Raw genomic sequence first — 21,012 nt, 5'->3', positions numbered from 1 at the left:
GCCGGCGGCACTAGTCCAGTACGGCGCCGATATAGGACCGCGTCTCGAACAACTGCGCCGCCGTCGCGTCCAGATAGCCCGTCACCGGTCCGGCAAAGACCGTCAGGAACACCAGCGCCGCCAGCAGCAGACCCACGGCCACGAAGGATAGCGCGCCCGATTCCGGGACCCCGTCGGTCTCCAGGCGTCCTGCCACTGCGGAACTCTTCCAGAACAGGGTGCTCCCGCCTCGGCCGAAACCGATGATGGCCAGCAGGGAGGTCGCCAGGATCAGGGACCAGATCCAGACCACGGCATCGGTATCACGGGCCGCGTCCAGGATCAGCAGCTTGCCCAGAAAGCCTGCCAGGGGCGGCATGCCCACCATGGCGATGGCCGCGAGGAAGAACCCGCCCGCGATCAATCCCGCCTGGGCGAAGGTGGGCGCCACCACCAGATCGTCCCCCAGACCGGGGCGCCGGTCCACCACCAACCCCACGATGAGGAATAGGGCCGCCGCCGCCAGGGTGGAATGCAGCAGGTAGTAAAGACCCGCCGACAGGGCCGCGGGGGTGAACAGGGCCACCGCCGCGAGCAGGGTACCCATGGAACCGATCACACCGAAGCTCACCATCTGCCCCAGGCTGCGGGAGGCCAGTACGCCCACCATGCCCACCACCAGGGTGACCAGGGCCGCCGGCAACAGCCAGTCGGCGGCAATACCCGCCATCTCCCCTGCCCCGTCACCAAAGACCAGGGTGTACATGCGGATGATGGAATAAGCCCCCACCTTGGTCATGATGGCGAACAGGGCCGCCACCGGCGCCGGCGCCAGGGCGTAGGTGCCCGGCAACCAGAAGTGGACCGGCACCAGGGCGGCCTTGACGCCGAACACCAGCAGCAGCAGCAGTGCGCCGGTCTGCAGCAGGGCCTGCTCGGAGGCCCCTACTTCCGGCACCCGTACCGCCAGATCCGCCATGTTCAAGGTGCCGGTGACGCCGTAGATCAGACCAATGGCCACCAGGAAGACCGACGAGCCCACCAGGTTGACGATCACGTACTGCACCCCGGCCCGCATCCGGGCCGGACCGCCGCCATGGACCATCAGGCCGTAGGAGGCAATCAGCAGGATCTCGAAAAACACGAACAGGTTGAACAGGTCGCCGGTGAGGAAGGCGCCGTTGATGCCCATGAGCTGAAGCTGGAACAAGGCATGAAAATGCCGCCCGTGCCGATCCCAGCCGTCGATGGCATAGAGCAACACCACCAGTCCCAGTACCGCCGTGAGTACCAGCATCAGCGCCGACAACTGGTCCAACACCAGGACGATGCCGAAGGGCATGGGCCAGTTGCCCAGGGCGTACATCTGGGTCTGTCCGTCGGCGGCCATGCCCATGAGGATGCCGCCCAGCAGCAGCATGATCACCGCCGAGGCCACCGAGAAGATACGGGCGAGGACGATGTCGTGACGCACCGCCAGCACGATCATGGGTGCCACCACCGCCGGCACCAGGATGGGAAGAATGATCCAGTGATTCATGAATGATCCGCCTTCTCGCTACCCTCGGACCGGCTCAGGTCCACGTGATCGCTGTCGCTCTCCAGATAGGCCCGCAAGGCCATGGCCACCACCACCGCCGTCATGCCGAAGGAGATGACGATGGCGGTCAGCACCAAGGCCTGGGGCAAGGGGTCCGCATAGCCCAGGGCCTCGTCACTGATCACCGGGGGCAGGTTGACGGACAACCGACCCATGGCAAAGAGGAAGAAGTTCACGGCATAGGTGAGCAGGGTCAGGCCCAGAATCACCGGGTAAGTCCGGGCCCGCAGTAGCAGGTAGACCCCGGCGGCGGTCAGCACGCCCACCGAACTGGCAACGATAAATTCCATACGCTCGTTCTCTCTTGATCAGCGGGACCGCACCGAGGACACCTGGGCGGAGGGGTCGACGTCCATGGGGCCTTCATTATCGGGCCGGTGGCTGGACAGACTGCCCAGGCGGGACAGGTTCGCCAACGCCAGCATCACACCCCCGACCACGGTGAGGAAGACACCGATATCAAAGGGCAGCGCACTGGCCACTTCCACTTCCCCGATCAGGGGCAGGTGGACATAGGTATGGGCCGAGGTGAGGAAGGGGTAATCCCACAGCATGGCGACGATGCCGGTGGCCCCGGCCAGGAGCACCCCGGCGCCGATCATGGCGTCGTAGTCCACCCGCACCTGTCGGGCGGTCCACTGAAAGCCACTGGCCATGTACTGCATGATCAGGGCGATGGAGACCACCAAGCCGCCGATGAAACCGCCGCCCGGCATATTGTGACCCCGCAGCATGATGTACAGGCCCACCATCAGGGCCAGCGGCAGCATGACCCGGGTGGCCACCACCATCATCATGGGATGGCGATCGGCCGACTGGGGTTGATCCGGCACCCAGGCCGCCAACCTGGCACCGGCGCGGCCATGGAGCGCCCCTTCCAGCAGGGCGTAGATGGCCAGGGCCGCGATGCCCAGCACGATGATCTCGCCGAAGGTGTCAAAACCGCGGAAGTCCACCAGGATCACGTTCACCACGTTGGTACCGCCGCCACCGGGCACGGACTCATCCAGGAAGAAGGTGGAAATGCTGGAGAAATCGCGGGTGATCACCGCCCAGCACAGGGCACCCACCCCCAGACCGGCCAGGGTGGCGATCACACCGTCGCGCACCTTGCGGGCACCATCGCTCTCGGCGGGCGTCTCTTTGGGCAGGAAGTACAGGGCCAGCAGGATCAGGATGGTGGTCACCACTTCCACCGAGATCTGGGTCAGGGCCAGGTCCGGCGCGGAGAAGTACAAAAAACCCACCGAGACGATCAGTCCCGCCACGCTCACCGCCACCAGGGCCAGCAGACGCTGGCGGTGCAGCAGCAGGGCCACGGCGCAGACCCCCAGCAACAGCAACCAAGCGACCACCGCCACCGGCGTGGCCGGCAGCAGTTCGCGGCTGCCGGCGCCGTGGGAGGCGTTCATGAAGGCGGCAAAGCCCAGCACCACGAAGCCGCCGACCATGAAGGCCAGATAGCGCTGCAGGGAGCCGTTATGGAGGCTCAGGGTGCACCACTGGGCGGCGCGCACGAGGACGGCAATACCGGCATCGAACATACCTTTGGCATCGGGGTGAGGTCCGGCCTGCCAGCGGGCACGCACCAGGGTATAGCGCCAGATCAGGAACAGGCCGCCCGCCAGCGCCGCCATGGACATGAACAAAGCCGGGGTCAGGCCATGCCAGATGGACAGGTAAAAGTCCGGCAGGGGCGCACCGGTGACCGCCGTCGCCGTGACGCGCACCAAGGGACCGACCAGGGTCTCGGGAAACAGACCGATGAGGATCACCAGGGTCACCAGGAAGGCCGGCGGCAGCCAGAACCCTGCCGGCGGATCGTGAGGGGTATGAGGATAGTCGTCCCGCTTCGGCCCCAGGAAGACATGGGCGATATAGCGGAAGGAATAGGCCACTGAGAACAGGGCGCCCAGGGTGGCGGCCAGGGGGATGACCCAGCCCTGCCCGGCCCAGGTGGCATGCACCGCCTCTTCCAGCATCATTTCCTTGGACAGGAAGCCGTTGAGCAGCGGCACCCCGGCCATGGAGGCGGCGGCCACCATGGCCAGGGTGGCGGTGATGGGCATCAGGGTCATCAACCCGCCCAGGCGTTTGATGTCACGGGTACCGGTCTCGTGATCGACGATGCCGGCGTTCATGAACAGGGCTGCCTTGAAAGTGGCGTGATTGAGGATATGGAACACTCCGGCCACAGCCGCCATGGGCGTGGCCAGGCCGAAGAGCATCGTCACCAGACCCAGGTGGCTCACGGTGGAATAGGCCAGCAGGCCCTTGAGGTCATCCTTGAACAGGGCGATGCCCGCGGCCAGCACCATGGTGAAGAGTCCGGTGGTGGTCACCAGATAGAACCAGGCATCGGTGCCCGCCAGCACCGGCCACAGGCGGGCCAGCAGGAAGATCCCCGCCTTGACCATGGTGGCCGAGTGCAGGTAAGCGGACACCGGCGTGGGCGCAGCCATGGCATGGGGCAGCCAGAAATGGAACGGAAACTGGGCGCTCTTGGTGAAGCAGCCGATCAGGATCAGGATCAGGGCCGGCAGATACAGGGGCGATGCCTGGATCAGTTCAGCATGCTGCAGAATCACCGTCAGGTCATAGGAACCGACGATGTTGCCCAGGATCAGCATGCCGGCGATCATGGCCAGGCCACCGCCCCCGGTCACCGCCAGGGCCATGCGGGCGCCCTGGCGCCCTTCCGGCAAATGCTTCCAGTAGCCGATGAGCAGGAAGGACGACAGGCTGGTCAGCTCCCAGAAGATCAGCAGCAGCAGGATGTTGTCCGACAGCACGATACCCACCATGGCGCCCTGGAACAGCAGCAGGTAGGTATAGAAGTTGCCCATGGGGTCCTTTTCGGACAGGTAGAACCGAGCATAGATGATGATCAACAGACCGATGCCCAGGATCAGGCTCGCAAACAGGAAGCCCAGGCCATCGAGGAAGAAATTGACGTTCAGTCCCAGTTGGGGGAGCCACTGCCAGCCCACCTGCACGATCTCGCCGCGAAACACCGCCGGGGCATGGGACATGAGCAGGCCGAAGGCCAGCAGGGTGACCGAGCCGGTGGCAATGGCGCAGGCATTGCGTCCGGCGCGGATCATCAGCGCAGGCAGCAGCGCGCCGAGGAAAGGCAATATGACGATCAACGCAAGGTTCATTGGGTCACCCGATCGAGGGACGTGCACGGCAAGCCACAGCCACGAACACCACAGTGTTCCGGCGCTGGATTGCCTGAGAATGTATTAGGTTGGAAGGGACAACCGCCCCGGCCCGGGCGGTAACTTTACCCAATCGGGACGCACGACACCACCCCGGAAATTCGGGTTTTTTCAAACCTGTCCAAAGAGATGCCATAACAGGAATCCCCCATACACCCCCAGCAACACCAGACTCAGGATGGTGATGGGACGCACCCCCTTCTGCTCCGGCACCGGCAGCCCCCGGGCCTGTAGCCGTCGATGCTGCAACCAGCGTTTCAGGCGCCACCAGGCAAACAGGATCAGGATCAGCAGGGTCAGAAATTTGAGCATGCCTCTTTTGGCCCTCGCAATATTAGCAATGAGTGATATACTTTAGGAGCCATTTCCAACAAGGAGTACCGCTTACCATGAAGCACCTGAAGACTGGATTGATCGCCCTGGTGATGCTGCTGGCCCTGGCGCCCCTGGCCCAGGTGGCTGCCACCGAAGACAACCGCGTCCTGGTGACCGTCAACAGTGGTGAACCCCAGACCCAGGCCATGGCCATGATCCTGACCCGCCAGCTGGTGGAACGGGGCGCCACGGTACAGGTTCTGCTGTGCGACCAGGGCGGCGTGATGGGGACCAAGGCCTATGACGGCCCGGTGATGAAAGGCCCCGATGCCACCGCGCAGCAGATCATGCGCGGCGTGATGCAGGCCGGCGCCAAGGTCAGCGTCTGCGCCCTGTTCCTGCCCAACAGCGACTTCACTCGGGATGATCTCATTGACGGCGTCGAAGTGGCCACCCCCCCGCAGATGGGTGAGTTCATGATCAAGGGCACCCGGTTCCTGAACTTCTGATCCCGCCTTCGGGCAGTCCCTGACAGCCCACCCGTTTCCGGGTGGGCCTCTCCGTTGGCGAAGTGACACAACCTCAATCGTCGGGGGCAGCCCCGACGCAGTCACGCCCCGCCTCCTTGGCGCCATACAGGGCATCATCCGCCCTTCTGAGCAGGGTCTTGCGGGTATCGTCCTCTCTGCGAGAGGACACACCGAGACTCAGGGTGACATGCCCCACAACCGGGTGAGCATGGCGGCCAATGCCTGCCCTGACCCGCTCAGCCAGCTCCACCGCATCCCGCAGATCTGTCTTGGGTATCAGGATCAGGAATTCCTCGCCGCCCCAGCGAATGGCCGTATCCGAGCGTCTGACCAGATCTTGCAGCAACTGCCCCATCCACGACAGCACCTGATCCCCTACCTCATGCCCATGCTGGTCGTTGATGGCCTTGAAGTGGTCGATATCGGCCATGATGAGACTGAATCCCTCGGCGTAACGCCCGGCCCGGTGCCACTCCCGCTCCAGCAGCTGCTCGCCGAAACTGCGGTTGGGCAGGCCGGTGAGCAGATCGATGGTGGCCATCCGGCGCAAGACCTGCTCCATGCGCACCCGTTCGCTGATGTCCTTACCCGTGCTCATGTAGTGGGTGATTTCACCAAGCTCGTCCCGTACCGGGGTGATCGTCTGCTCCAGATGGAACAGGCTACCGTCCCTGGCCTTGTTGACGAAGGTGGCGCGAAAGGGCTGACCGGATTGGAGGGTGTCCCAGAGTTCCTTGTAGAACGTACCGTCGTGGTGACCGGATTTCAGGATCCTGGGGTTCTTGCCAAGCACGTCCTGGCGGCGATAGCCGGTCTGCTTCTCGAAGGCGCGATTCACGTACACGATATGACCTGCCCGGTCCGTCATCACCACCTGGTCCGAATTGGCTTCCAGGGCGTTAGCCATCAGGTTGCGCTCGTATTCGGCGCGAACCTTTTCCGACAGGTCTCGCTGCACGGAAACGAAATGGGTGATCAGCCCCTTGCCGTCCCGGATGGGCGAGATATTCCACTCCACGTAATAGCAGCTGCCGTCCTTGCGGTAATTGACCGTGTTGCCGATGAAGAACTCCCCGGCCTTCACGCACCGGCGCAACCGTTCGATGGTGTCGGCATCGGTGCGCGGCCCCTGCAGGATGCGCGGTGTCTTGCCGATAAGTTCCTGCGCCGTGTAACCCGTCATGTCACAAAAGGCCCGGTTTACGTAGAGGATCTGCGGTCCAGGCATTTCCATCTGGGCGGTGGTGATGACCACGGCGTTGAATGACTGCTCGACAGCGGTCTTGAGTATCTGGTCGGACAGGGTCAGGGCCATTCGGCACTCCGGATCGAACTGCACGCGGACTTCCATGCGTGGATTTCCATCCGGTTATCATACCCCACCACGGCCGGCCAACCGTCAACCAGCATCAGCCAAACGCTACCGTCAGGCCTTGCGCGATCGCTGTATAATCACCCTTCTCACGGTTGAGGGCCTTGTCTTCTCCGATTCAGCCTCAAGGATTTCAAGCGAGTTGCCAATGATGAACACTGAATACCGCAAAAACCTGCCGGGAACAGCGCTGGATTATTTCGACACCCGCGCCGCCGTCGAGGCCATCCAGCCCGGCGCCTACGACAAGCTCTCCTACACCGCCCGCATCCTGGCGGAGAACCTGGTGCGCCGCTGCGAGCCCGAACGGCTGACCGACGCCCTCAAGCAGATCATTGAGGGCAAGCGCGAACTGGACTTCCCCTGGTTCCCCGCCCGCGTGGTCTGCCACGACATCCTGGGCCAGACCGCCCTGGTGGATCTGGCCGGCCTGCGGGACGCCATCGCAGACAAGGGCGGCGATCCGGCCAAGGTTAACCCGGTGGTGCCCACCCAGCTGATCGTGGACCACTCCCTGGCGGTGGAACACGGCGGCTTCGAGGCCGATGCCTTCGAGAAGAACCGCGCCATCGAAGACCGCCGCAACGAAGACCGCTTCCACTTCATCGACTGGACCAGACAAGCCTTTCGCAATGTGGACGTGATCCCGCCCGGGAACGGCATCATGCACCAGATCAACCTGGAGAAGATGTCACCGGTGATTCAGGTTCGCGACGGCGTGGCCTTCCCGGATACCTGCGTGGGCACCGACAGCCACACCCCCATGGTGGACGCCCTGGGCGTGATCTCCGTGGGCGTGGGCGGCCTGGAGGCCGAAAGCGTGATGCTGGGTCGGGCCTCCATGATGCGCCTACCCGACATCATCGGCGTCGAGCTCACCGGCAGACTGAAGCCGGGCATCACCGGCACCGACATGGTGCTGGCCCTGACCGCCTTCCTGCGGCGGGAGCGGGTGGTGGGTGCCTATCTGGAATTCTTCGGCGAGGGCGCCGATGCCCTCACCGTGGGTGACCGGGCCACCATCGCCAACATGACACCGGAATACGGCGCCACCGCGGCCATGTTCTATATCGATGGCCAGACCATTGATTACCTCAAGCTCACCGGCCGTGACGATGCCCAGGTGGCCCTGGTGGAGACCTACGCTAAGGCGGCTGGCCTGTGGGGCGACAGTCTCAAGGGCGCCGAGTATGAGCGGGTGCTGCGTTTCGACCTGTCCGCCGTGGAACGGACCTTGGCCGGTCCCTCCAACCCCCATGCCCAGCTACCCACTCGGGAGCTGGCCGAGCGAGGCATTGCCGGGGCCTGGACAGAGGAGCCGGGCAAGATGCCTGACGGGGCGGTGATCATCGCCGCCATCACCAGCTGCACCAACACCTCCAACCCCCGCAACATGGTGGCGGCGGGCCTGATCGCCCGTAATGCCAATCGCCTGGGCCTGACCCGCAAGCCCTGGGTCAAGTCTTCCCTGGCCCCCGGCTCCAAGACGGTGAAGATGTATCTGAGTGAAGCCGGCCTGCTGCCGGAACTGGAGCAGTTGGGCTTTGGCGTGGTGGCGTTCGCCTGCACCACCTGCAACGGCATGTCCGGCGCACTGGACCCGAAGATCCAGCAGGAGATCATCGACCGCGACCTCTACGCCACCGCCGTACTCTCCGGCAACCGCAACTTCGACGGCCGCATCCATCCTTATGCCAAACAGGCCTTCCTGGCCTCGCCGCCCCTGGTGGTGGCCTATGCCATCGCCGGCACCATCCGCTTCGACATCGAGAAGGATGTGCTGGGTCACGATGCCGACGGCAACCCCGTCACCCTCAAGGACATCTGGCCCAGCGACGAGGAGATCGATGCCATCGTGCGTGCCAGCGTCAAGCCCGAGCAGTTCCGGAAAGTCTACATCCCCATGTTCGAGGCCCGGGACCAGGGCACCGAGCGCGTCAGTCCCCTCTACGACTGGCGCCCCATGAGCACCTACATCCGCCGCCCCCCGTACTGGGAAGGTGCCCTGGCCGGTGAACGTGCCCTCAAGGGCATGCGCCCGCTGGCGGTGCTGGGTGACAACATCACCACCGACCACCTGTCGCCGTCCAACGCCATCATGGCCCGCAGTGCCGCCGGCGAATACCTGGCCAAGATGGGCCTACCGGAGGAAGATTTCAATTCCTACGCCACCCATCGCGGGGATCACCTGACCGCCCAGCGGGCCACCTTTGCCAATCCCAAGCTGCTCAATGAAATGGTGCGGGATGAGGACGGCAAGGTGAAGCAGGGCTCCCTGGCCCGCATCGAGCCGGAAGGCCAGGTCGCCCGCATGTGGGAGGCCATTGAGACCTACATGGCCCGCAAGCAGCCCCTGATCATCATTGCCGGTGCCGACTACGGTCAGGGGTCTTCCCGTGACTGGGCGGCCAAGGGCGTGCGACTGGCGGGGGTCGAGGCCATCGTCGCCGAGGGCTTTGAGCGCATCCATCGCACCAACCTGATCGGCATGGGGGTGCTGCCCCTGGAGTTCCAGTCGGGCACCCACCGCAAGAGCCTGGGGATCGACGGCACCGAGACCTATGACGTGATCGGTGAGCGCAAGCCACGCAACACCCTCACCCTGGTGATCCATCGCCGCAACGGCGAGCGGGTGGAAGTGCCGGTGACCTGTCGGCTGGATACGGCGGAAGAGGTCTCCATCTACGAGGCTGGCGGTGTCCTGCAGCGCTTTGCCCAGGACTTCCTGGAAGCGGAAAACGCCGCCTGAGCCGCTGCAGGCCCCGCTTTCCGGCGGTTGTAGGACCATAATAAGCCCTTCTCCCCCAAGGGGAGAAGGGTGCTCACCCATCCAAAGCCCTGATGTTGTTGCCAGGATTTCCAGGAGACATCTTCGTGAGCCACAAACCCCAGATCAGGATCCCCGCCACCTACATGCGCGGCGGCACCAGCAAGGGCGTGTTCTTCAACCTGACGGACCTGCCCGAAGCCGCCCAGGTCCCCGGGCCGGCCCGGGACGCCCTGCTGCTGCGGGTGATCGGCAGCCCCGATCCCTACGGCAAACAGATCGACGGCATGGGCGGCGCCACCTCCAGCACCAGCAAGACCGTGATCCTGTCCAGAAGCACCCGCCCGGATCACGACGTAGACTACCTGTTCGGTCAGGTCTCCATCGACAGGGCCTTCGTGGACTGGAGCGGCAACTGCGGCAACCTCACCGCCGCCGTCGGGGCCTTCGGCATCAGCACCGGCCTGGTGGACCCCGACCGCATCCCCGACAACGGCATCGCCACTGTGCGCATCTGGCAGGTCAACATCGGCAAGACCATCATCGCCCATGTGCCCATCACCGACGGCGCAGTGCAGGAAACCGGCGACTTCGAGCTGGATGGGGTCACCTTCCCCGCCGCCGAGGTGCAGATCGAGTTCCTGGACCCGGCCGATGATACTGGCGGCTCCATGTTCCCCACCGGCAATCTGGTGGACGACCTGGAAGTCCCGGGCCTGGGCACCCTTAAGGCCACCATGATCAATGCCGGCATCCCCACCATCTTCGTCAACGCCGCAGACATCGGCTACACCGGCACCGAACTGCAGGAGGCCATCAACGGAGACCCCAAGGCCCTTGAGATGTTCGAGACCCTGCGTGCCCACGGCGCCCTGCGCATGGGCCTGATCAGTGACCTGAAAGAAGCCGCCAAGCGCCAGCACACCCCGAAGGTGGCCTTCGTGGCCGGGCCGAAGGATTATCTGTCCTCCAGCGGCAAGCCCGTCCAGGCCGAAGATGTGGACCTGCTGGTGCGAGCCCTGTCCATGGGCAAACTGCATCATGCCATGATGGGCACGGCCGCCGTGGCCATCGGTACCGCCGCGGCCATTCCCGGCACCCTGGTGAACCTGGCGGCCGGCGGTGCCGAGCGCACCGCGGTGCGTTTCGGCCATCCCTCCGGCACCCTGCGGGTGGGTGCACAAGCCCGTTGCGAGAACGGCGAATGGACGGTGACCAAGGCCATCATGAGTCGTAGCGCCCGGGTACTGATGGAAGGCTGGGTCAGGATTCCCGCGGACAGTGCCTGATCTCCCGGCGGCTGGACCGGCTCCCCGATGATGCAAAAAGCCCCGGCCTCGTCCGGGGCTTTTTGTCGAACCCGCTCCATTATTGCGAATAATTATCGTTTGTGTTTTCATGTCGGCACTTGAGACCTTTCATCCCGACACTGGAGGACCACTCCCATGGCATCAGCCATCCACGAGACCGTCACCGACCTGGAGCAGATACGCACACAGCTGGCCCAATCGGCGGACGGGATTCTTGAAGACATGGCCCGGCAGGCCCGCTGTTCCATGCGGGACATCATCCACTGCCTGCCCCGATCCCTGTGGACCGAGGTACGCGGCAGACACTTCATCAACGTCATGCATGCCCTCTCCGACTGGGGCGATCTGGTCACTGTGATCCATAACCAGGACGTGATCCTGGAATTCAAGGGTCCGATCCCCCGCGGCAAGACCGGCCATGGTTTTTTCAACCTGCACGGCGGCACCGGCCTGTCCGGTCATCTGCGCCCGGAGCGTTGCGCCCATATCGTCCTCGTCAGGCGTCCCTTCATGGGCATGGAGACCGCCTCGATCCAGTTTTTCAACGAGACGGGCGAGTGCATGTTCAAGGTCTTCCTCGGACGTGATGAACAGCGGCAGTTGCGCCGGGACCAGTTGGATCTGTTCGAGCGCCTGCAAAAGGCCCTGCTGAATCTGGATCAGGCCGACCAGGAGGCCTGCGCATGACCCCCGTCCTCATCTTCGGTGCCGGCCGCGGGGTCGGTCTGGCGCTGGCCCGGCTGCTCCGGCGGGATGACATCCCGGTACTAGCCATGGTTCGCCCGCGCACGGACGCCCTGCCCCTGCTGGAGATAGGTGCCGACATCATGCCCGGTGACGTCCTCGAACCCGGTGATGTGAAACGGGCCTTCGATGCGCTGGATGATCAGGGCATCGTGGTTTCCACGGTATCGGGCCGAACCGAAGACGGCCGTTTCGTGGACGACGACGGCAACCGGATCATTGTCGATGCCGCCGCTGCCCGAGGGGTTCGGCACTGCATTCTGGTGACCGCCATCGGCTGCGGCGAGATGATGCCGTTCCGCTCGGCACGGGCCATCGCCGCCTTCGGGGACGTGGTGGATGCCAAGACCCGGGCGGAAACCCATCTCAAGGCTTCAGGCGTGCCCTTTACCCTCATTCGTCCCGGCGGTCTGGGCAATGAACCGGCCACGGGTCGGGGCATGCTGTCGGAAAACCCCGCCATTCACGGCTTCATTCAGCGAGCAGACGTGGCGCTGCTGATCCGACAGGTGATGTCCGATCCCGGCGCCCTCGGCAGGGCTTATGCGGCCGTGGACAGGGATCGCGCCCGGATCGATCCGATCCCGGCAACCGGAACGGGATGACACCCTTGACTTGCAAATAATAATCAATATCATTTGATTGTTCCCGTTTCCCATCGCGGAAACACCTGAGTCCACTTGCAGCTCAGCCCGCCACCGACCCTGTCGGCAAGCCAGCCAGGCCGCCTTTTCAAGCTTGGGACGGAGTGCGCCCACTTCGTCGGGTCCTGGAGGTTTCATGACGCGTCAGCGCCTGTGCATGCTCACCGCGGCCATCGCCGCCGCCCTTTCCGGTACGGCCCACGGGGGGGATCCGGCCGGGGATCCTCTTCATGCGGCAGTGCCCCTCCCCTCCCTGGTGATCGAATCCACCCGCATGCCGGCACCGGTGGAGCAGGTCAATGCTCCCGTGGCCGTGCGTGACCGTGAGTCCATGGACCGGGACCAGGCCGCCGACCTGGCGGACATCATGCGCATGCTGCCCGGCGTCGGCATCGGCGGCGGCGCCCGGTCCATCGCCATGGAACCGGTGATCCGCGGTCTGAGTGGAGAACGGGTAGTGATCCGGGTGGACAATGCGCGCCAGAATTTCGGCGCCGGCCACAAGGGCAGAATCTTTCTGGACCCCCTGCTGCTGGAACAGGTGGAAGTGCTCAGGGGACCGGCCTCCACCCTGTATGGTTCGGGCGCCCTGGGCGGGGTGGTGAATTTCCGCACCCAGGATGCCGATGATTTCCTGGATCCGGACGCCGATGCCGGCGGCCGGGTGAGCGCCGGCTACCAAAGCCAGGGGGATCAATCCCTGTTCTCGGCCACCGCCGCAGGACGAGGAGAACGCCTGTCACTGCTGGCCAACGTGCTCAAGCGGGAGCAATCCGACCAAAAAGACGGCGATGGCAAATCCATCTATTACACCGGAGATGAGATCACCTCCGGCCTGCTCAAGGGCACCCTGACCCCGGCACCCGGGCACCGTCTGACCCTCAGTCTGCAGGCCTTTCGGGATGATCACGAAATCCCCTCCAATGCCAACAGTACCGGCACCGGCAGCACCGCCATCATCGTCGACCGGCGCACGGACAATCGAACCCAGACCCTGCGCTACCAACTGCATCCCGATGACAGCCACTGGCTGGACCTGGATGCCACCCTCTACGGCAATCAGGTGGAACTGGACGAAACCCGCACCGACACCAACCGCAACGATGTCACCCAACTCAATACCCTGGGGTTGGATCTGACCAACACCCTGCGGTTTGAGACCGGCCCGGTGGATCATCTGGTGGTCGTGGGTCTGGAACATTATCGGGATCGCCAAAAAGGGGAGCGGGATGGCGAGAGCCGTCCCATGCATCCCGATGCCCGCCAGACAGTCACCGGAATCTTCCTGGTGGATCGGCTACTCGTCACGGATCGCCTGGAGATCGCGCCCGGCCTGCGTTACGACCACTTCAGGAAGGATGCCGACGACCACGACCGTCTGACCGAATCCGAATGGTCCGGACAGATCAGCGCCACCTATACCCTGGCCCCCGACTGGGAACTGTTCGCCGGCTATTCCGAGGCCTTCCGCGCCCCCTCCCTCACCAACCTGTACGTGGGCGGCATCCACTTCGGCAACAACCGGTTCGAGCCCAACCCGGACCTGCGGCCGGAAAAGGCCCGCAACAAGGAACTGGGCCTGACCCACCATGCACGGGGCCTGTTCCATCCCGAGGACCGGTTGCGGGCAAGACTGTCGGTGTACCAGAACGACGTGGAGGACTTCATCGACCAGATCGTGGAGTTGGAGATGCCGGCCTTCGGTCCTCCCATCCCCGGTGGCCGCACCTACTTCGAGAACGTCAGCGATGCCCGCCTGCGGGGGCAGGAACTGGAGATTCATTACACCCATCCGGATCACTTCATCACCCTGAGCGCCGCCCGGCAGCGGGGAGACAACCGCACCGAAGGCGGCCCCCTGTCCGGCATTCCCGCCGATAACCTGGCGCTGGAAGGGGGCGTGCATGTCATGCAGGGTCGGCTCACCCTGGGTGGCCGCGTGACCCATGCCTGGTCCCAGGACCGGGTACCGGACGACGCGGACACCGCCGACAGCTACACCCTCACCGATGTCTTTCTGACCCTGCGACCTGGCGCGGACCGGGACCGGATGCGGGTGGATTTCGGCATCGACAATCTCACCGACAAGACCTACCGCCCCCACCTGTCATCCATGAACGACCCGGGGCGCAACATGAAGATCCAGGCCAGCTATCGCTTCTGACATCAAGGAGACCCTGCCATGAACCCGCTGAACACCCGCAGCGACCGAGGTCGACATGCACCGTCGTGAACTGCTGCGCCTGATGGGCGTCATGGCCCTCGCCGGTCTGCCTACCGGCCTGTGGGCCATGCAGCACCGTGCCGATGACGGACTGAGTGAGGGGCACCGCCTCATCACCGTCGGTGGCGGACTGACGGAGACCGTCTTCGCCCTGGGGGCCGGCGGCCGGATCGTGGGTACCGACAGCACCAGCACCTACCCGGTGGCCGCCGAGGCCCTGCCCAGGGTGGGCTACCAGCACACCCTCACCATCGAGAGCCTGCTGGCCCTGCGGCCCCACGCCCTGATCCATGACGGCAGCGCCGGACCCGAAGGCACGCTGACCCGGGCCCGGGAGGCCGGCGTAAGGATACTGACCGTCCCCGGGGAACCGAGCCTCGAAGGGTTCAGGGCCAGGGTACGGACCCTGGGACAATGGCTGGACGCCGCGGAAACCGCCCGGCGGGTCATCGACGATGTGGACCAGGACCTGGCCCGGGCCAGGGATCTGCAGGCGGGATTTCCCCGCCCGCCCGCCGTGGTGGCCCTGATGGCCCACGGCCAGGGCAATGCGGTGGCCGCGGGCCGGGACACCAAGGCGGATGCCCTGATCCGCCTGGCCGGCGGACGCAATGTTTTCACCGACTTTGCCGGCTATCGGCCCGTGTCCCGGGAAGGCGTCATGGCCAAACGCCCCGATGCCCTGGTGATCACCGGGGCGGCGGCGGCGGACTTCGGCGGCATGCTGGGGCGGGTACCGCAATATGTGGGCGACACCCTGTTCCTGCTGGGGTTCGGCCCGAGGCTGGGCGAGGCCGTGCTCACGGTCACCCGTTTCCTGGCGGGTGAGTCACACACCCGCCGGGACGCCCGCTTCACCGATATCCCATCCCCATGAGCACCGTGGCTTCCCAAATCCCCGCCACCGGGACCCTCTCGGCGCCCGGCTCCCGCTCGGCCCGTGCCCGCTGGGTGGTGATCGCCCTGATACCGGCGGTCCTCGCCGCCGCTCTGCTGGGACTGACCACCGGCGCGGTGGAGGTGAGTCCGGCGGAAGTTCTGTGGGTATTGACCGGACACCTGGATGACCCGTTCCTGCGGGAAGTCATTCTCAACCTGCGCCTGCCCCGGGTGCTGGTGGCCATCACCGTGGGTGCCGCCCTGGCCGTGAGCGGGGTGGCCCTGCAGGGCCTGTTCAGGAACCCGCTGGCCGACCCGGGCCTGATCGGGGTATCCGCCGGCGCGGCCCTGGGGGCGGTCAGCGTGATCGTGCTGGGCACCACCGTGCTGGCCCCCCTGGTCATGGCCCTGGGCGTGTTCACCCTGCCGCTGGCGGCGTTTGCCGGCGGTCTGGGGACCACCTGGCTGGTCTACCGGCTGGCCAGTCACGGCGGGCATACCTCGGTGGCCACCCTGCTGCTGGGCGGTATCGCCATCAATGCCATTGCCGGCGCCGCCACCGGCATGCTGGTGTACATGGCCGACGACCAGCAACTGCGTACCCTCACCTTCTGGAACATGGGCTCGCTGGCTCACGCCGGCTGGACCCTGTGGGCCGTCAGCGCGGGACTGGTCCTGCTGGCCCTGGCCTGCATGCCCCTGGTGGCCCGTGCCCTCAACGGCCTCATGCTGGGGGAGTCCGTGGCCACCCATCTGGGCTTTCCCGTGCACCGGATCAAGACCCTGGTGGTGGTCATGGCCGCCCTAGCGGTGGGTGCCTCCGTGGCCATTGCCGGCATCATCGGTTTCGTCGGGCTGGTGGTGCCCCATCTGCTGCGCCTGACCATCGGCCCGGACCACCGTTATCTGCTGCCGGCCTCGGCCCTGGGGGGCGCCCTGCTGCTCCTGCTGGCCGATGCCCTCGCCCGCATCATCGTCGCCCCCGCGGAGCTGCCCATCGGGCTGCTCACGTCCCTGCTGGGGGGACCATTTTTCCTCTGGCTGCTGCTGCGGCAAAAAGGGAGGCTCGGATGAACACACAGGCCCTGGCAAGGATTTCCAATCTGGTGGTGGAGCGGGGAGGACGGCGTCTGCTGGATCAGGCCGGGCTGGAAGCCCACCCAGGCAGCGTGCACGTGCTGGTCGGGCCCAACGGCGCCGGCAAGAGCACACTACTGTCTGTGATGGCCGGAGATATGCCGCCCAGCAGCGGCGAGGTCACCTGGTGCGGACAGGCACTGGATCAGTGGTGTCCCCATGCCCTGGCCCGCTGCCGGGCCGTGCTGCCCCAGGAAAACGTGGTCACGTTCCCGCTCACCGCCTGGGAAGTGGCGGAGATGGGTCGCCTGCCCCATCGCACGCCGGACCGGGACGCCAGGATCGTCCGCGAGGCCCTGGACCGGGCCGGTGTATGGCACCTGTCGGGCCGGGACTACCGCAGTCTTTCCGGCGGGGAACGCCAGCGGGTGCAGATGGCCCGGGTACTGGCCCAGGTCCATGACACCGGCCCGGACCAGCCGGGCCTGCTGCTGCTGGATGAACCCACCTCGGCCCTGGACGTCAGGCATCAGCTGCGGCTCATGGAACTGCTGCGGGTGGACGCCGCCCGGGGCCGAACCATCCTGGTGGTGCTGCACGACCTGAATCTGGCCGCCGCCTACGCGGACCATATCACCGTGCTCAAGGACGGCAAGGTGGTGGCCAGCGGCACGCCGGCCCAGGTCATGCGCGCCGAAACCATCACCCACGCTTGGGGGGTGGAATGCTTGGTGGAAAAGGACAGTCTCACGGGATGCCCCTGGGTCCGCATGCGCTACGGCCTGGGTTGCGCCACCGCTCACCGGGAGCATGCCGCATGACCACCATCGCCACCGACATGCCCGGTCTGTCCATGCCTGCCTTCAGCGAGGATCTGCCCTACCCCCGGCGCAAGCGCAGCCATCATGACGCCATCATGCCGCTGCAGCCCCTGTGCGAGGGCACCGCGACCCTGGGTGAGCACCTGCTGAACCGGACGGTGGACCCGCGCCCTAGGGCCATTTACCTGCACATCCCGTTCTGCCGCCGGATCTGTCATTTCTGCAACATGCGCCGGATGAAGGGCAGCCCCGAGTCCCGCTATGCCGATCTGCTGATCCGAGAAATGGAAGCCGTCACCAGGATCCCCTATGTCCGTGATGGCTGTTACGGGGCCGTATATTTCGGCGGCGGAACCCCCAGCACCCTGTCCACGCCCGACCTGCAGCGGATCCTGCAGGCACTCAGGACACATTTTCAACTGACGGATGATGTGGAAATCACCCTGGAAAGCAGCCTCTCCGATCTAGATGAAGACAAGCTGAGGGCGGTCATGGCGGAAGGCGTCAACCGTCTCAGTCTGGGCGTGCAGACCTTCCATGATCGCGGCCGGGAACTGCTGGGGCGGTTGAAAAACGGGGAATGGGCCAAGGCCCATATCCGACGTTTCCGCGCCCTGGGGCTGGACAACCTGGGCATGGACCTGATCTACCACTACCCCATGCAGAGCGACGGGGAACTGGCCCACGACCTTGCCGCCATCGCCGAGCTGGATCTGGCGGGTTTTTCCCTGTATTCCCTGATGATCCGGGAAAAGAGCCGGCTGGCCCATGAACACATGGCCCACGCCGCCCAGACTCCGCGGACCCTGGCCCGGGAATGGCAACTGTTTTCACGGATTCTGGAAGCCGGTCAACGGCAGGGATTCGAGGTTCTGGAACTGACCAAGATGGTCAGACCCGGCAGGGACCGTTACCGGTATGTGGCATTGCGCTACCAGGGTGGAGACACCCTGCCCCTGGGCGCCGGTGCAGGCGGGCGACTGGCCGGCATGATGCTCATGAACCCCTTGTCCCCGGAGGCTTACGCCCAGAGTTTAGAGAGGCTCACCGACCGCGAGGGCATGACCACCCGTCCGCCCTATGATGCCCTATATCGATTCATCGGCGCCATCCAGTTCGGCCATGTGACGCCGGACACGGTGCCGGCAGTGGCACATGCGGACCTGCTGGCGCGATGCGAGCAGCGGGTGGATCAGGCGCTCCTGAACCCCGTCAAGGACGGTCGTTATTCCCTGACGCCGAAGGGTATTTTCTGGGGCAACAACCTGGCGGCGGAACTGGCCAGCTGCGTGATGGAACAACTTTGAGCACCGGGCCTGCCCGACGTGGACCTCATGATATCTGCTGATCCATCGAGGCGCCGACCGGCTTTGCCGGGGGACTGGATCCAGGACTTTCACAAAATATTGTGCCTGCTATAATCCGCAGCACCATATCTAGTAGCCCAAAGGATCCCGTCTTCATGGAACCCCTGCCTTCCCGAATGCCCGCCCTGCCCACCCAGGTCATCAAGCGTGACGGCCGCCGTCTGCCCTTTGATGCCGTCCGCATCGAGTCCGCCATCCGCCGGGCCGGCCAGGCCACCGGGGAATTCGGAGACCATGAGGCCAACCTGCTCACCGCCCAGGTGGTGAAGGTGCTGGCCCATCGCTTTGCCCAGGGTCAGTGCCCGGACATCGAAAACATCCAGGATGTGGTGGAGCAGACCCTGATCAGCGCCAACCACCTGCTTACCGCCCGGGCCTACATCGTCTACCGGGAACAGCACAAGGCCCTGCGGGCCGACCGCCGGACCCTGGTGGACGTGGACGCCTCCATCAGCGAATATCTGGACCGTTCCGACTGGCGGGTGGCCGCCAACGCCAACCAGGGCTATTCCCTGGGCGGCCTGATCCTCAACACCTCCGGCAAGATGATCGCCAATTACTGGCTCAACCACGTCTATCCGCCGGAGATCGGCCAGGCCCACCGGGACGGCGACTACCACATCCATGACCTGGACATGCTGGCCGGCTACTGCGCCGGCTGGTCCCTGCGCACCCTGCTGGTGGAAGGCTTCAACGGCGTGCCGGGCAAGGTGGAGGCCGCGCCGCCCCGCCACTTCTCCTCCGCCGTGGGCCAGATCGTCAATTTCCTGGGCACCCTGCAAAACGAATGGGCCGGCGCCCAGGCCTTTTCCAGCTTTGACACCTACATGGCCCCGTTTGTGCGCGTGGACCGGCTCGACTACGCCCAGGTGAAGCAGTACATGCAGGAACTGATTTACAACCTCAACGTCCCGTCCCGCTGGGGTTGCCAGACGCCCTTCACCAATCTGACCTTCGACTGGGTCTGCCCGGAAGACCTGCGCGAACAGGTGCCCGTCATCGGCGGCCGGGAACAGCCTTTCTGCTACGGGGACCTGCAGGCGGAGATGGACATGATCAACCGGGCCTACATCGAGGTGATGACCGAAGGGGACGCCCGGGGGCGGATCTTCACCTTCCCCATCCCCACCTACAACATCACCTCGGATTTCCCCTGGGAAAGCGACAACACGGAACGGCTGTTCGCCATGACCGCCAAGTACGGTCTGCCCTATTTCCAGAATTTCCTCAACTCGGAACTGTCGCCCAACATGGTGCGCTCCATGTGCTGCCGGCTACAGTTGGACCTGCGGGAACTGCTCAAGCGGGGCAACGGCCTGTTCGGCTCGGCGGAACAGACCGGCTCCCTGGGTGTGGTCACCATCAACTGCGCCCGCCTGGGCTTCACCCATCGGGGCGACGAAGCCGGTCTGCTGGCCCGACTGGACCGGCTACTGGAACTGGCCCGCAACAGTCTGGAGATCAAGCGCAAGGTCATCGCCCGGCACATGGAGGACGGGCTGTTCCCCTACACCCGGCGCTACTTGGGGACACTGCGCAATCATTTCTCCACCATCGGCGTCAACGGCATCAACGAGATGATCCGCAACTTCACCGATGATGCCGAGGACATCACCACCGGTTCCGGTCACGCCATGGCCCTGCGCCTGCTGGATCATGTCCGCGCCCGGATGCTGGAATTCCAGGAAGAGACCGGCAACATGTACAACCTGGAGGCGACCCCGGCCGAGGGCACCACCTACCGCTTTGCCCGCGAGGATCAAAAGCGCTATCCGGGCATCATCCAGTCCGGCACCCCGGATGCCCCCTACTACACCAACAGCTCCCAGCTGCCGGTGGGTTTCACCGCCGATCCCTTCGAGGCCCTGTCCCGCCAGGAAGCACTGCAGACCCGCTACACCGGCGGCACCGTACTGCATCTTTACATGGGCGAGCAGATCTCCTCCCCGGAGGCCTGCAAGCGCCTGGTGCGCCGGGCCCTGGAAAACTTCCGCCAGCCCTACATCACGATCACACCGATCTTTTCCATCTGCCCCAAGCACGGCTACATCGCCGGTGAGCACACTTTCTGTCCGCATTGCGACCAGGAAATCATCGCCCGCAAGCAGGCCCAGCCCGCTGCCGTGGCCTGAGTCAGTCGCCTTCTCCAACCCTTCCCAAGG

16 protein-coding genes are annotated in these 21,012 nt (G+C 64.9%); 11 read left to right on the top strand and 5 right to left on the bottom strand.

Annotated features, from left to right (window positions below):
* Positions 1-10: 10 nt before the first annotated feature.
* The 4 genes from LQ956_RS13985 to LQ956_RS13970 form a co-directional block, all read right to left on the bottom strand.
* Positions 11-1,519 carry a monovalent cation/H+ antiporter subunit D gene (locus LQ956_RS13985; protein ID WP_238622563.1) on the bottom strand — a complete coding sequence of 503 codons (1,509 nt, stop codon included), beginning with the start codon at positions 1,517-1,519 and terminating at the stop codon, positions 11-13.
* Positions 1,516-1,869, bottom strand: coding sequence for a Na+/H+ antiporter subunit C (locus LQ956_RS13980; protein ID WP_008932159.1), 354 nt, complete (start codon positions 1,867-1,869; stop codon positions 1,516-1,518). Before LQ956_RS13980 ends, LQ956_RS13985 begins: the two co-directional genes overlap by 4 nt.
* Positions 1,870-1,887: 18 nt before the next feature.
* Entirely contained in the window at positions 1,888-4,740 is a 2,853-nt protein-coding gene (locus tag LQ956_RS13975; protein ID WP_238630245.1) for a monovalent cation/H+ antiporter subunit A, read from the bottom strand.
* A gap of 171 nt (positions 4,741-4,911) precedes the next feature.
* Complete coding sequence (locus LQ956_RS13970) at positions 4,912-5,112, bottom strand: hypothetical protein (protein WP_238630244.1); 201 nt, start codon at positions 5,110-5,112, stop codon at positions 4,912-4,914.
* 77 nt (positions 5,113-5,189) lie between these two features.
* On the opposite strand from LQ956_RS13970, the gene LQ956_RS13965 reads away from it, so the two are divergent.
* The gene (locus tag LQ956_RS13965) at positions 5,190-5,624 is read left to right on the top strand and encodes a DsrE family protein (protein ID WP_238630243.1); all 435 of its coding nucleotides are present in this window, start codon (positions 5,190-5,192) and stop codon (positions 5,622-5,624) included.
* A gap of 73 nt (positions 5,625-5,697) precedes the next feature.
* Here LQ956_RS13965 and LQ956_RS13960 read toward each other — a convergent pair whose 3' ends face one another.
* Entirely contained in the window at positions 5,698-6,996 is a 1,299-nt protein-coding gene (locus LQ956_RS13960) for a sensor domain-containing diguanylate cyclase (RefSeq protein WP_238622567.1), read from the bottom strand.
* 172 nt (positions 6,997-7,168) lie between these two features.
* On the opposite strand from LQ956_RS13960, the gene acnD reads away from it, so the two are divergent.
* The 10 genes from acnD to LQ956_RS13910 all read left to right on the top strand — a co-directional run bounded on the left by acnD (position 7,169) and on the right by LQ956_RS13910 (position 20,982).
* Positions 7,169-9,766 carry a Fe/S-dependent 2-methylisocitrate dehydratase AcnD gene (gene acnD / locus LQ956_RS13955; protein ID WP_238630258.1) on the top strand — a complete coding sequence of 866 codons (2,598 nt, stop codon included), beginning with the start codon at positions 7,169-7,171 and terminating at the stop codon, positions 9,764-9,766.
* Positions 9,767-9,891: 125 nt separating this feature from the next.
* Positions 9,892-11,073 carry a 2-methylaconitate cis-trans isomerase PrpF gene (prpF, locus tag LQ956_RS13950; protein ID WP_238630242.1) on the top strand — a complete coding sequence of 394 codons (1,182 nt, stop codon included), beginning with the start codon at positions 9,892-9,894 and terminating at the stop codon, positions 11,071-11,073.
* A gap of 156 nt (positions 11,074-11,229) precedes the next feature.
* Positions 11,230-11,781, top strand: coding sequence for a heme utilization cystosolic carrier protein HutX (gene hutX, locus LQ956_RS13945; protein ID WP_238630241.1), 552 nt, complete (start codon positions 11,230-11,232; stop codon positions 11,779-11,781).
* Positions 11,778-12,443, top strand: a complete 666-nt coding sequence (locus LQ956_RS13940; protein ID WP_238630240.1) for an NAD(P)H-binding protein — start codon at positions 11,778-11,780, stop codon at positions 12,441-12,443. Before hutX ends, LQ956_RS13940 begins: the two co-directional genes overlap by 4 nt.
* A gap of 175 nt (positions 12,444-12,618) precedes the next feature.
* The gene (locus LQ956_RS13935) at positions 12,619-14,646 is read left to right on the top strand and encodes a TonB-dependent hemoglobin/transferrin/lactoferrin family receptor (RefSeq protein ID WP_238630239.1); all 2,028 of its coding nucleotides are present in this window, start codon (positions 12,619-12,621) and stop codon (positions 14,644-14,646) included.
* Positions 14,647-14,701: 55 nt separating this feature from the next.
* Positions 14,702-15,583, top strand: a complete 882-nt coding sequence (locus tag LQ956_RS13930) for a heme/hemin ABC transporter substrate-binding protein (protein WP_238630238.1) — start codon at positions 14,702-14,704, stop codon at positions 15,581-15,583.
* Positions 15,580-16,659: a FecCD family ABC transporter permease gene (locus LQ956_RS13925; protein WP_008932146.1), complete on the top strand. Its 1,080-nt coding sequence runs from the start codon at positions 15,580-15,582 to the stop codon at positions 16,657-16,659. Before LQ956_RS13930 ends, LQ956_RS13925 begins: the two co-directional genes overlap by 4 nt.
* Entirely contained in the window at positions 16,656-17,483 is an 828-nt protein-coding gene (locus LQ956_RS13920) for a heme ABC transporter ATP-binding protein (protein ID WP_238630236.1), read from the top strand. Before LQ956_RS13925 ends, LQ956_RS13920 begins: the two co-directional genes overlap by 4 nt.
* Positions 17,480-18,790: a coproporphyrinogen-III oxidase family protein gene (locus LQ956_RS13915; RefSeq protein WP_238630235.1), complete on the top strand. Its 1,311-nt coding sequence runs from the start codon at positions 17,480-17,482 to the stop codon at positions 18,788-18,790. Before LQ956_RS13920 ends, LQ956_RS13915 begins: the two co-directional genes overlap by 4 nt.
* 155 nt (positions 18,791-18,945) lie before the next feature.
* Positions 18,946-20,982 (top strand): ribonucleoside triphosphate reductase, encoded by a 2,037-nt coding sequence (locus LQ956_RS13910; RefSeq protein WP_255722548.1) that lies wholly within the window; start codon positions 18,946-18,948, stop codon positions 20,980-20,982.
* The last annotated feature ends 30 nt before the right edge of the window (positions 20,983-21,012 follow it).

The organism is Ectothiorhodospira lacustris, assembly GCF_022227845.1.
Classification (GTDB): Bacteria; Pseudomonadota; Gammaproteobacteria; order Ectothiorhodospirales; family Ectothiorhodospiraceae; genus Ectothiorhodospira; species Ectothiorhodospira lacustris.
The sequence above is the reverse complement of the archived record's forward strand: the minus strand, read 5'-3'. Positions and strand labels throughout refer to the sequence as shown.

Coding starts and splice junctions, on each gene's coding strand:
- LQ956_RS13965 (WP_238630243.1), top strand. CDS start 5,190: ATGAAGCACCTGAAGACTGGATTGATCGCCCTGGTGATGCTGCTGGCC.
- acnD (WP_238630258.1), top strand. CDS start 7,169: ATGAACACTGAATACCGCAAAAACCTGCCGGGAACAGCGCTGGATTAT.
- LQ956_RS13940 (WP_238630240.1), top strand. CDS start 11,778: ATGACCCCCGTCCTCATCTTCGGTGCCGGCCGCGGGGTCGGTCTGGCG.
- LQ956_RS13935 (WP_238630239.1), top strand. CDS start 12,619: ATGACGCGTCAGCGCCTGTGCATGCTCACCGCGGCCATCGCCGCCGCC.
- hutX (WP_238630241.1), top strand. CDS start 11,230: ATGGCATCAGCCATCCACGAGACCGTCACCGACCTGGAGCAGATACGC.
- LQ956_RS13915 (WP_238630235.1), top strand. CDS start 17,480: ATGACCACCATCGCCACCGACATGCCCGGTCTGTCCATGCCTGCCTTC.
- LQ956_RS13970 (WP_238630244.1), bottom strand. CDS start 5,112: ATGCTCAAATTTCTGACCCTGCTGATCCTGATCCTGTTTGCCTGGTGG.
- LQ956_RS13925 (WP_008932146.1), top strand. CDS start 15,580: ATGAGCACCGTGGCTTCCCAAATCCCCGCCACCGGGACCCTCTCGGCG.
- LQ956_RS13980 (WP_008932159.1), bottom strand. CDS start 1,869: ATGGAATTTATCGTTGCCAGTTCGGTGGGCGTGCTGACCGCCGCCGGG.
- LQ956_RS13975 (WP_238630245.1), bottom strand. CDS start 4,740: ATGAACCTTGCGTTGATCGTCATATTGCCTTTCCTCGGCGCGCTGCTG.
- LQ956_RS13985 (WP_238622563.1), bottom strand. CDS start 1,519: ATGAATCACTGGATCATTCTTCCCATCCTGGTGCCGGCGGTGGTGGCA.
- LQ956_RS13960 (WP_238622567.1), bottom strand. CDS start 6,996: ATGGAAGTCCGCGTGCAGTTCGATCCGGAGTGCCGAATGGCCCTGACC.
- LQ956_RS13920 (WP_238630236.1), top strand. CDS start 16,656: ATGAACACACAGGCCCTGGCAAGGATTTCCAATCTGGTGGTGGAGCGG.
- LQ956_RS13910 (WP_255722548.1), top strand. CDS start 18,946: ATGGAACCCCTGCCTTCCCGAATGCCCGCCCTGCCCACCCAGGTCATC.
- LQ956_RS13930 (WP_238630238.1), top strand. CDS start 14,702: ATGCACCGTCGTGAACTGCTGCGCCTGATGGGCGTCATGGCCCTCGCC.